Here is a 12,250-nt window from a genome sequence, read left to right as displayed (position 1 = left end):
GTTGTCAAGGTTGGGTAGTATTTTCTCGTATACACTCGAAAATCTCCACCCTCCCCTTGACAAGAGGAAGTAAATGGATAAGTATGATTTTCTCAAAAGTGTTGCATTTAATATTGCAATTTAGAAAAAAATACCACCGACGTATATCAGTGGTATTTAACTGTACTATTTATTATATTTATTTCTTAACTTTTCAGCTAGTTTGCCCCTGCCTGTTTCTTCTAGTCTTTTACAATAGCTATCCAACATGCCCCTAGTATGCAATGGACCACCTTCCATTATAGTAGTCCTCAATGGATCTACACCATCTTTGGATGTTCTCATCATCTCATCATACCATTCATTTAAATATGCCTTGCCCTTTTGTATAATATCCGGCCTATCTTCTGCCAAATTATGTTGTTCATGAGGATCATTTTCTATATCAAAGAGCATATATTCAGGAAAATCTTTAAGTCCATCATGATAAGTCTTTATCATAATGTATTTATCAAATATTACAGAACGCTGGCAAGACCATGCACAATGGCTAACTACAAGATAATCCCTACCATTTTCTTCTTCCTTATTAAATGCTTCAGTAAAGGCTTCTCCATCCCATCTAGGATTAACCTTGCCTCCTAAAAGTTCTGTTATAGTAGCACCTACATCACATTGGTAGTGGAGAGCATCATCAATTCTCCCGCCTTTTACGCCCGGCATCTTTATGATCATAGGTACCCTACTGGTTATATAGTCTGCAGTTTGATGATCCCCGTATATATTTAGTTCACCATGATTTTCCCCATGGTCAGAGGATATCACTATCATAGTGTCATCATATATGCCAAGGGCCTTTAACTTTTCTACTATTTTCCCTAAAAACATATCAGCATACCATATGCCCGTATCGTATGCATCAATCCACCGTTTATAATCATTTGTATCCTTTATCTCTGGCAGCATCCTGGGAAAGGTCGGATGGGCGGGAGTTTCGTGAGCACCATGGGGACCATAATTGTTATATTGTGCCTTTATAATATCATCATCTATCCAATCCGGAGCCGCTTCATCTTCAAAGGGATTGCCATATTCCATAGGTGTCCTATATGGAGTATGGGGATCCCATACATTTATATGTAAAAACCAGTTGTCTCCATCACCATGTTCATCTAGCCAATCAATAGCTATAGGCACTATCTCATCAGCCCGTTCACCACCGCATTTTCCTGTATTCACCATTTCATTGAATCCTTCATAAAACCACCAAGCTGCGTGTCTTTCAGCAAAAGGAGAAATAGATACAGTATGATAGCCTGCTCTGCGAAAAGAAGTTATCCAACCAAAATTATTACCTATGCCAAATGGTCTGTCCTTACCCTCCAATTTCATATCAGCAGCTTCCCCTCCATGGTTTACCACCCCTGTATGTATACCAAAACGTCCACTAAACAAAGATGCTCTAGATGGCAAACATGGCGTATCCGATGCAAAACACTTAGTAAACATTACTCCTTCATTGGCAATGCTATCAATATTAGAAGATGTATTTCTATGGTATCCATAACATCTAAGATGATCAGGTCTTAAAGTATCAATATCATAATATAGAACTCTCATAACATTATTACCTCCATAAAATCATGCAAGTCAAGCATAATTATTTTTATAAATCCTGTTAAAACGCAATAAAAAAACTCCTATAATAATAGGATAGCAAAATAAGAAATATTACTCTAGAAATAATATTATCATTTACTAGTACAAATTTATCAAAATCCATATATTAATTTCTTTTTCTAATATCAGTTGGTGAAACCCCTTTATACCTCTTAAACAATCTACTAAAATAGTTAATATCGCTAAATCCAACAGAAATAGCTATCTCCGTTACAGACATATCAGAATTCTTAAGCATTTGTTCTGCTTTATTAAGCCTTATATAATTAACATATTCAATAAATGTCTTACCTGTTAAACCTTTAAATAATCTGCAAAAATGGGCCTGGCTTAAATTGACCATATTAACTGCCGTTTGTAGAGAAATTTTTTGAGCATAATGCCCTTCTACATATTCAAATACACTGTTAAACATCTCTAGATTTTCTACTCGTTTTTCATATTCCTCTGGAGTCAAATAAGAGATTGCATATTTTCTAACAAGTATAGCTAATAATTGATATATATACCCTTTTATCATCAACTCAAATCCATTTTCATGATTTTCATATTCATTAATCATATGCTCTATGTAGTTTTTTATTTCTTTATCATTGGATATTTTATTTTGGAATAATATATAATTTTGTACTATGGGTGATATGTATTTCGTCTCACATATGTCCATAAAGCTGGTATAAAATATGTCTGGATCTATAATTATACAATACCTTGCTAACTTACTGGATAAGTTTTGACCTTGATGCAGTTCGTTGCTATTTATGACTATCAAATCTCCCGCCTCTGCAAGGATAGGTTTCGAATCGCAATATATAATTGCCTTTCCTGAAATAAAATATAAAAATTCCATATGTCTATGCCAATGGGTCCTAAAAAATACATCCGTAGATTCGTCAGAGTATACATACTTAATCTTTATGGGAAAAGTAGAATCGTCTATATTCGGTTTCTCATAGAATAGTGTATTTTTGTCTGCCACAATAATTACCTCCAGATAATTATGGGTATAAAAACTGTATATAATTAGTATATCATGATGCAACTATAGAATACAATGTTCTATCTACCTAATATCAATAAAATGTTGAATATTATACCCAAATGAATTATTATTAAACCAATAAACATATTCAGCTTAAGGAGGAGCACAATGAAAGAAGATATTAATTCTTTAAATGGTAAACTATCCTTTTTTGAAAACCTGCTGTATAAGATGGGATATAAATCCACAGGGCAAAGAACAGAAATTTTAAAAGAATTTCTTCTATCTGATACCCATTTAAGCGTTGAACAACTATATGAAAAATTGAGACCGAAGGATATGGGCTTGGCAACAATATATAGAAACATTAAACTTTTTACAGATGTAGGAATATTAAAAGAAATAAATATCGATGGTAATAATTATTATGAAATAATCTGCCCAGATGAAGATCTCCTTCATATACATTTTAAGTGTAAAAACTGTGGCTATATAATGGACATAGATGAAGATCCTTTAATTCATCTGATAACCCAACTAAATAAGATTATAGAAAATGATTATGATGTTCAACTCTCAAGTACCGAAATTGTATATTATGGATTATGCAAAAATTGCAAAAAGAATATATAGCATATAATACCCCCCCGTATATATAGTTCTATATACTACATCTAATTCATATTAATAGTGTTAGAAAAAGAATAGGGGGGTATTATATTGTATAAAAAACTAATTTTTATACTGATCATGTCTTTACTAGCTTCGAGCATAGCATATGCCTTTTATAATGACAATGTAGTAGCCTTAGTTTTAGATGATCCACAGCAAACAGAACATTCAGAAACCATTAAAGCCAAGATTATGGAGGGAAAATACAAAGATACCATAATTACAATAGAGCGTGAACTACTTAAAGATTCTGTTTATGATTTTAATATTGAAAAAGATGATAAAATTTTAATAGAACTCTATGAAGATGAATCAAATAATTTAAATGCCAATTTTATTAATATCTGGCGTCTAGATAAGCTTAAACACTTGGCATTAATCCTTTTTATAATGGTGCTAATCTTTGGTAAAATCAAAGGGACATTATCTTTATTATCGCTCCTGTTTTCGGGCTTTATAATAATAAAATTTATGATTCCAGCTATATTAAAAGGATACGATGCCATATTGGTCTCCATAATATACTCTTCTATAATTATAATAGTAAGTTTTATAATGATAGCAGGATTCACAAAGAAAAGTTTTGCCTCTATACTCGGTACAATTGGTGGAACCGCCGTTGCAGGTGCATTAGCCAACATATATTCTAAAGCCGTAAAGGTTACCGGCTTTGCTAATGAAGATGTAGGCTTTATCGTTTCCAATATGGGCGTTACAATAGATTTTAGAGGCCTATATATAAGTGCTGTAATCATAGGAAGTATAGGTGTTGTAATGGATGTAAGTATGTCCATAACATCATCAATCTTTGAGATAAAAAAACATTCCCCCAGAATTTCACGAAACGCCCTTATAAATTCAGGATTCGAAGTAGGAAAAGATATCATGTCTACTATGATAAACACCTTAGTGCTTGCATATACCGGTAGCTCTATACCATTATTGATGATATATGTGGCATCAGAGGCATCTGTTACCTATGCATTAAATTCAGAATTAATAGCAATAGAAATTATTAAATCCCTATGTGGAAGTATAGGATTGGTATTTACAATTCCATTTACGGTATTCATTGCATCTTCTATGGCACAAAAGAGCAGAATGGGATCATAGAATATCTCATTCTGCCAAACAGTTTACTATTTTATTAAAAATATTATTATACTAATAATAATTCATGTTCTTCACCATTTGTAAGAGTTTCTTTTTATACACATACAGTTTTAAGTTATCCACAAGTCATTCTTTGAGTGATCCACAGTATCCACAGAGTTATCCCCAAACATAGATTAATTGCGATTTTATATTGTGGATATATCGTTAACCTTTTCCACATAATTCACAACCAAATATATGTTCTGTAAAATCACGCCGAATAATCCATGCTTAATTTGTCAGCTAAAAGTGCTATAAACTCACCATTTGTCGGTTTTTCATTTCTCTGGTAAACCGTATAGCCAAATATCTGGTTGATATTCTCAACCTTTCCCCTGCTCCATGCCACATCTATTGCATGCCGTATAGCTCTCTCTACCTTGCTCGGAGTAGTGTTGTACCTTTCTGCTATACCAGGATATAGTTCTTTTGTTATGTGATTTATTATCTCATTATTTTCTGCCACCATTTTTACTGCTTCCCTTAGAAAATGATAGCCTTTTATGTGGGCGGGAATGCCAATTATAAGAAAAATATCAGTGATTTTCTCCTCTATATTTTGAGAACTGGTATTTTGCGTAGGTGATATCCTTGGTCCTGCTCCATCATTTTTCTGTGCAACCTCTTTTATTCTCCTAAGCATCATGTTCATATCAAATGGCTTTATCATATAATATCTTGCTCCAAGATCAATTGCACGGCGTATTACATCTTCATGACCAACTGCAGATAAACATATGAAAGAAGGACGAACATCCATAGAAGATGAATTTATGGTCTCCAATACCCCCAAACCATCTAGCCGTGGCATAACCATGTCCAAAAGCACAACATCAGGACAAGTATTAAAGATAACCTCATTTGCTATTATTCCATCATTTGCCGTTCCTACAACTTCCATATCATTTTGAGTCGAAATGCACCTCCCTATGATGTCAACAATATTTGGGTTATCGTCGGCTATTGCCACCTTTACCTTTCCTTCCATTTTGCATTCCTCCTATTGTGATTTTTTTCATCATTATACTACATTTTTCATCAAACTTTGCCCAATTATGTAGAAAATTTATATTAGTAGTAAATTATGTAACCATTGTATACTATTTTAACATATTTCATAATAATTTCAAATAGTTTAATTGCTATTTTTAGGCATATAAGATGATAATGTGTATTTTTTATACTTAATCCTCTTTTTTCCTTAACTTTTAATGGTATACAATAGAAAAGAAGCACTATATATAGTGCTTCTTTTCTAAAATATATCAATCCATAGTAAATATTGGTGTACTCAAATATCTCTGCCCGGTATCAGGGAGAATGACCACGATATTCTTATCTGCATTTTTTTCAACCTTTGCAAGGCTAACAGCAGCGCATACAGCAGCTCCTGAAGATATGCCTACTAAAAGCCCCTCCCGCCTAGCCAGATCTTTGGTCATATGAAAGGCATCTTCATCTGATATTTTTACAATCTCATCTATTATATCCATGTTGAGTACTCTTGGTATAAAGCCAGCTCCTATACCCTGTAAACCATGGGAACCAGCATTTCCCCCTGACAACACCGGCGAACCTTCAGGCTCTACCGCTACTATATGAATATTTGGATTATGCTCCTTTAATACCTGTCCTACTCCTGTTAGAGTACCCCCGGTACCCACGCCGGATACAAATATATCAACATTCCCATCCGTATCTTTTAATATCTCCCTTGCAGTAGTATGTCTGTGTATATCTGGATTAGCCATATTTTCAAACTGTTGTGGTATGAAAGAACCAGGGATCTCTTCATGTAATCTCTCAGCTTCTTCTATAGCACCTTTCATACCCTTTGCCCCTGGAGTTAGTATTACTTCAGCACCATAGGCAGTTAATACGCTACGCCTTTCTATACTCATTGTATCTGGCATAGTTAGTATTACCCTATATCCCTTTACCGCACCCACATATGCCAAGCCAACCCCCGTATTTCCACTGGTAGGTTCTATTATAACCCCACCAGCCTTTAGAATGCCACGCTTTTCAGCATCTTCAATCATACTTATGGCTATTCTATCCTTTATACTCCCGCCAGGATTGAAATACTCCACCTTTGCAAGCACATTCCCTTTAGCACCTTCTGTAACCTTATTAAGTCTAACAAGGGGAGTATTGCCTATAAGCTGTAACATGTTATCCTTTATATCTGACATATCCAGTTACCCCTTTCTTTTGTAAATCTTCAAACTTTTAATCTAAATATATCACTAGTTTATTACATGTCAATATGGATATGCTATGCTTCCACTATCTGCATCTATATAAAGCATCCAATATCCCATGCCAAATCCATTTTGCATGGGCAACCATCTATAAAAGCCTACTGGTCCAATGGGTCCACACATGGGTGGCATACTATTTGGAACACCAGGCATGCCATATGCTACATACCTTACTTCCCCATCTTCCCTTATAATACCTATTATATAGTGATCCGGATACATATATCCTGAATAATAATATGGATATTGTACCCTTATCCACTCTGAATCCCCCATATCTTCACAAAATGGATCTATCCTTATATTAGACTCAAATAGTCCTTTAAAATAGTTCTCTACCTTGCTCCAATAGGTAGAATCACTGTTTTTAGCATACCCTTCCCTTTTAGGTTCTACTTCCGACTGATCTACAGAAACAGATTCTTTTTCTATTTCTGCCTTTGCTTCATGTTCTATCTCTACTTCCTGTTCTAGATCTAATTCTAACTCTGGTTCCGGCTCTTGCTCCACTTCTGCTGGTTCTGTCCCTTGATCTGGTTCTAATATTTCTGCTATAGGCTCTTCTGCCATATCCGCCCATTCAGTAAATGGATTTTCTTCTTCCGAATCTGCATTCCCTTCTAATCCTACCATATCTGCATTGGATTCATCCCTATTATCTGAATTTTTCACATCTTCATCTGAATGGTTCGATTCTATCTGTTCCTCTTCTACTGCCTCAATATTAGGTTCATTGAGATCCATCGTATTTTCGCTTTTACTAGATTCCTCGCTATCTAATCTAATATCAGCGGACTCCAATTGATTTGTTATTTTATTATCATAATCCTTCGGACCATACCGCTCTTTTATCTGTTCTTCCACGTGACCTGTCCAATCTACCTCTATACGTTTATTAGCATAACCTATCAATGGATAGGCTATATGTATCTCCCGCCCTTTGCTGTCTTTTGCCATATTTACAACAGCTATACCATTAAAGTCCTCTATGCCAAAGCCAGATTTACCTATATTCTGTACATCAAAATCCCCTACACACTCTCCTCTTCCATTATCACCTACTTCAATCTCGCATAAATGCTGAACAGGGATATGCCTACCTGAAGAAGCTAAGAATACATAATATGTTCCTGGCTTCATATCTTGAACATATACATACGCCTTACCCATACCCGATTTCATCTCCATTTTGCAATATCCCGCCGGTTCCTTACCATTTGATAATCCATAGTCCCTATCTTTTGACTGTAAAATAGTAAAGGAACGATGATAGTAATTTTTATTCAGCATCCTATTCCCTCCTTTTTACCCTTTATAACTAATATATGAAGAAATATAAAAAAAGAAACCTTTTTTGTGTAAATATAATAAATACGGTTATATATTATATTGAGATTTCGGATAAATTTTTAACAATTATATTAAAATGCATTGTATTTTTTAGATCCTCGTGATATATTATATAATGGGTTAGTATTTTGGTGTTGCGTGCAACTCTAACGAATCAAAATTTCATCTTTTGAAGGAGGAGTATGAATATGGCAACTATAGAACATTTTAAAATAAGTGAAATAAAGGCTAAGAACCCCATAAATTCTCAGATTCGCTCCACTATTGAAACTGGCTTTTATGGTAATAATGTGCAAAGAATCAGTACAATCAAAGAGGCATATAAATTAGCAGCAGCTTCACCTGGAACTATCGTTACAGATATACCCGTTTATAAGCCTGAGGAAATAGGTCTTGATCCAGAATCGAAGGTTCTCCTATTTAATGATGGTAAGGTAAAGGGACGTGCTGCAGCTGCAAGACGTATTTTAGGCGAGCCTGGCGTAGATCAGGAAGAATATGCAGGAAAAATAAGAGAAGCTCTATATGACACCAGATACAGAAAACTCTACCATGCAACAGCGTATATTGGTTTGGATAAGGATTTTATGGTAAAAGCCCATCTGCTTATCCCAGAAAATCATGAAAATATAATGTATTCATGGATGCTTAATTTCCAATATATCACGGAACATTTTTATGACATGTATAAAGATTCCAAACTATTAGAAAATGAAGGAGATATCTACATATTCTCCGATCCAGATTGGAAACATCCCGATCATCCAATGGGACTGTCATTCTTTGATCCACAGCACAACTGTGCTGCCATACTAGGCATGAGATACTTTGGAGAACACAAAAAAGGTACCCTCACCCTGGCTTGGGGTATTGCAAATCGTCACGGATATGCTTCCTGCCATGGTGGTCAGAAACGTTACAACCTTTCCGATGGTAGAAAAGTTGTTCTAGGTGTATTTGGTCTATCTGGCTCTGGTAAATCTACCATCACCCATGCACGTCATGACGGTAAATATGATATCACAGTGCTTCACGATGATGCTTTTGTAATATCCACAGAGGACGGCTCTTCAATAGCGCTTGAGCCATCATATTTCGATAAAACACAGGATTACCCAATGGATTCTCCAGACAACAAATTTTTACTGACCGTTCAAAATACCGGTGCTACCCTCGATGAGAATGGCAACGTAGTACTGCTTACAGAAGATGTACGAAACGGTAATGGACGTGCTATAAAATCTAAACTCTGGTCTCCAAATAGAGTTGACAAGTTTGGCGAACCATGTAATGCAATAATGTGGATCATGAAGGATCCTACCTTACCACCTCTTGTTAAGATAAACAGCCCAGTACTAGCATCTGTAATGGGTGCAACCCTCGCTACAAAGAGGACATCCGCTGAAAGACTAGCTGAAGGTGTAGATCCTAATGCATTGGTTGTTGAGCCATATGCAAATCCATTTAGAACTTATCCCTTGGCTGAGGATTATAAGAAATTCAAAGCCCTATTTGAAGAACGAAATGTTGCATGCTATATAATAAATACTGGTGCTTTTATGGGTAAAAAGGTAACCAAAGAAACCACTCTAGGTTTGGTAGAACAGATAGTTGAAGGTACCGCTAAATTCGAGAGCCTAGGAAATCTATCTGGCCTTGAATATATCCCTGTAGAAGGCTTCGAACCAGACTTTAACGATGCTGAATATAGAAAGCAGTTTATCGCTAGAATGAAGGACAGAGCTCAATTTATAGAATCACGCAATACCTTCAAAGAAGGATTTGATAAACTACCTGAAGAGGCATTGAATGCTATGAATAAGGTAGTATCAGAAGCAGAACAAATATAAAAAGTTTTAAAAAAGGATTAGGCATAAAGCCTAATCCTTTTTTAATATATCATTTATGCTGTTTGTCACCATAGCAAATTCTTCTATACTCAATGTCTCTCCTCTACGCCCGCCATCTATGCCACAGGCGTTTAATGCACTTCTTAAAGCATCCTTAGTAAGGCCTGTATATGCTTCCAGATTGGACAGACTGTTTAAAAGGGTCTTGCGCCTCATTGAAAATGCAGATTTTATTACTTTAAAAAATAATTCCTTGTCCCCTACCAATACTGGCGGCTCCTCCCGCCTATCCAATGCTATAACCATAGAATCCACTTTAGGCTTTGGCATAAATACACTAGCTGGCGCCTTTGTTATTATACGAGGCTTGCTATAATAGTTGACTGCTACTGTAAGGGCGCCATAATCCTTGCTGCATGGCTGTGCAGCCATCCTCTGGGCTACTTCCTTCTGCACCATGACTATTATGCTATCCACCGGTACACCACTCTCTAAGAAATTCATTATAATAGGTGTAGTTATATAGTATGGCAGATTTGCAACCACTTTAAATCGTTCATCATCAAAATATCTAGCAATAAGATCATACAAATCCAGTTTTAATATATCACCTTGCACTATTGAAACATTATCTAAATCTCCTAGGGTTTCTTCCAATATGGGCATCAATGCCTTATCGATCTCCACTGCTACTACGTCCTTGGCTTTACCTGCTAATTCCCTAGTCAGTGTTCCTACACCTGGGCCTACTTCCAGTACATTATCACCTGGCGATATATTAGCCCCATCGATTATTTTATCCAGTATATTTCTATCAATGAGAAAATTCTGCCCTAAGGTCTTGCTAAAAGAAAAACCATGGCGGCTTATAATATCATTTAACGCCTTTGGCGATGTTAAAGATTGTGTAAATTTCTCCACCTGTCTTGCCTCCTTACAAGATATTATAGCATAAAGGGAAACCTGAAAGAAATAAATAGGATGGAAGATATCTCCCACCCTATTTGTGCTCCAACAAAATTCTGTTATTTTTTAAAATATATTTTTACACTTCTACGGCCAAAGTTACGGCACAGGCTTTCATTTGCCATAAATACATCTATTCTATTACCCTTTATGGCGCCACCAGTATCCATGGCCTTATAATATCCATTCAGATGTTCCCAACCCTTTGGAAATTCTACATATACAGTAGATTTTAATGGTATAACCCTAGGATCTACTGCTATCATACCAGGTTTAGGAACTACTCCTGTAGCTGTTCTACTGCCTCCATCACATGTATAGGTATAGGCTGTAGCACGAAATACCTCTCCACTAGATTTATTGCTGGCTTCTGATGTCTGGGTTGATCGGCTCCCGCCTCTAGATGCAGTAGTTTTTGCAACACTAGACGTTTTCTTTTTAGTACGGGAAGCACCCCTAGATGCCACCGTTATAGTCTTAGGTTCCGGTTTCTTTGCTGTACCTATTTCTATTACCTTATCTACCGGCTTAACAGCTACCTTTTCATCTTTTAGCTGTCTATTTACCTCCAGACCATCCCTGTATTCCACCTCTATCTCCTTATGCAGTTCGCCATTTTTACCTTCCTGCACCACTTTCTTAGTACCTTCATATAACTTATCGTTGTTTCTAGTTACTGTTTTAAATGGTATGGAATCTTTTTCTACTAATACCTTGTTGTCTACACGAGTTATAACTACATACGCCCTTGGCGTTATATTATCATCTAATGCATAGTTTACTAAATCGTTCTCATTCAACTTAACTTGCGCTTCGGCTATTGCTTCTTTTATAGTACCTTCAGTTAAGTAAATCTCCTTTTGTTGTCCATCAGCTACTACAGTGATTGGCATAGCCCTTCGTATAGTTATGGAGGAGTCTTGTTCTAGATTTTCATCTAAATCAGGTGTTACAACATCACCTTTATCGAGCTTTATATTATAACGTTCTAATACTTCTCCTACGGTATTTTCTCTAGTTAAAACCTCTACCGTTTGCCCATCATCATCTATTAGCACCTGTTTATTATTACTGCCATTTGATGCTTGATAAGCAAACCCTGTCATAGCTCCTACCATTAAGCCCAGGGCAATTAACAGCACAATCATATTCCTATGCTTTAAACCGCCCGGTTTATTAGGTTCCATGAGAAAACCTCCTTTTATAGTTTATGGAGCACCATTTTTAAAACGCTAACATTGTAACACAATCTTAATAATTCGTCAAGGTTTTGTAATAATCTTATCTTATACTATATTATGCCAACGTTTTGGATTGTTATACCTCCATTGCTATAAAAGTTCAAAAATGCT

At 35.8% G+C, this 12,250-nt stretch carries 10 protein-coding genes; 3 read left to right on the top strand and 7 right to left on the bottom strand.

Going from position 1 to position 12,250, the window contains the following annotated elements:
• Nucleotides 1-165: 165 nt before the first annotated feature.
• On the bottom strand, nucleotides 166-1,599 hold the full coding sequence (locus EJN67_RS11745) for a sulfatase (protein WP_129724506.1): 1,434 nt from the start codon (nucleotides 1,597-1,599) through the stop codon (nucleotides 166-168).
• Between the two features lie 166 nt (nucleotides 1,600-1,765).
• Nucleotides 1,766-2,638 (bottom strand): AraC family transcriptional regulator, encoded by an 873-nt coding sequence (locus EJN67_RS11740; protein ID WP_165000853.1) that lies wholly within the window; start codon nucleotides 2,636-2,638, stop codon nucleotides 1,766-1,768.
• A gap of 171 nt (nucleotides 2,639-2,809) precedes the next feature.
• Between EJN67_RS11740 and EJN67_RS11735 the strand changes: the two genes are divergently transcribed.
• Nucleotides 2,810-3,274: a Fur family transcriptional regulator gene (locus EJN67_RS11735; protein ID WP_129724502.1), complete on the top strand. Its 465-nt coding sequence runs from the start codon at nucleotides 2,810-2,812 to the stop codon at nucleotides 3,272-3,274.
• An 87-nt stretch (nucleotides 3,275-3,361) separates the two neighbouring features.
• Nucleotides 3,362-4,426, top strand: a complete 1,065-nt coding sequence (locus EJN67_RS11730) for a YibE/F family protein (RefSeq protein ID WP_129724499.1) — start codon at nucleotides 3,362-3,364, stop codon at nucleotides 4,424-4,426.
• Between the two features lie 253 nt (nucleotides 4,427-4,679).
• On the opposite strand, the gene spo0A is transcribed toward EJN67_RS11730, so the two are convergent.
• The 3 genes from spo0A to EJN67_RS11715 form a co-directional block, all read right to left on the bottom strand.
• Nucleotides 4,680-5,456 (bottom strand): sporulation transcription factor Spo0A, encoded by a 777-nt coding sequence (gene spo0A, locus EJN67_RS11725; protein WP_129724497.1) that lies wholly within the window; start codon nucleotides 5,454-5,456, stop codon nucleotides 4,680-4,682.
• 277 nt (nucleotides 5,457-5,733) lie between these two features.
• Nucleotides 5,734-6,663: a cysteine synthase A gene (gene cysK, locus EJN67_RS11720; RefSeq protein WP_129724496.1), complete on the bottom strand. Its 930-nt coding sequence runs from the start codon at nucleotides 6,661-6,663 to the stop codon at nucleotides 5,734-5,736.
• A gap of 69 nt (nucleotides 6,664-6,732) precedes the next feature.
• Nucleotides 6,733-8,022, bottom strand: a complete 1,290-nt coding sequence (locus EJN67_RS11715; protein ID WP_129724494.1) for a hypothetical protein — start codon at nucleotides 8,020-8,022, stop codon at nucleotides 6,733-6,735.
• Nucleotides 8,023-8,270: 248 nt separating this feature from the next.
• Between EJN67_RS11715 and EJN67_RS11710 the strand changes: the two genes are divergently transcribed.
• Nucleotides 8,271-9,932, top strand: coding sequence for a phosphoenolpyruvate carboxykinase (ATP) (locus EJN67_RS11710; protein ID WP_129724492.1), 1,662 nt, complete (start codon nucleotides 8,271-8,273; stop codon nucleotides 9,930-9,932).
• A gap of 30 nt (nucleotides 9,933-9,962) precedes the next feature.
• On the opposite strand, the gene rsmA is transcribed toward EJN67_RS11710, so the two are convergent.
• Nucleotides 9,963-10,853, bottom strand: a complete 891-nt coding sequence (gene rsmA, locus EJN67_RS11705; RefSeq protein WP_129724490.1) for a 16S rRNA (adenine(1518)-N(6)/adenine(1519)-N(6))-dimethyltransferase RsmA — start codon at nucleotides 10,851-10,853, stop codon at nucleotides 9,963-9,965.
• A 104-nt stretch (nucleotides 10,854-10,957) separates the two neighbouring features.
• Nucleotides 10,958-12,085 carry a 3D domain-containing protein gene (locus EJN67_RS11700; RefSeq protein ID WP_129724488.1) on the bottom strand — a complete coding sequence of 376 codons (1,128 nt, stop codon included), beginning with the start codon at nucleotides 12,083-12,085 and terminating at the stop codon, nucleotides 10,958-10,960.
• Nucleotides 12,086-12,250: the final 165 nt, after the last annotated feature.

The sequence above is a fragment of the Xylanivirga thermophila genome (genome assembly GCF_004138105.1).
Classification (GTDB): domain Bacteria; phylum Bacillota; class Clostridia; order Caldicoprobacterales; family Xylanivirgaceae; genus Xylanivirga; species Xylanivirga thermophila.
Note: the sequence above shows the minus strand (reverse complement) of the source record. Positions and strands in the feature narration are given on the sequence as shown.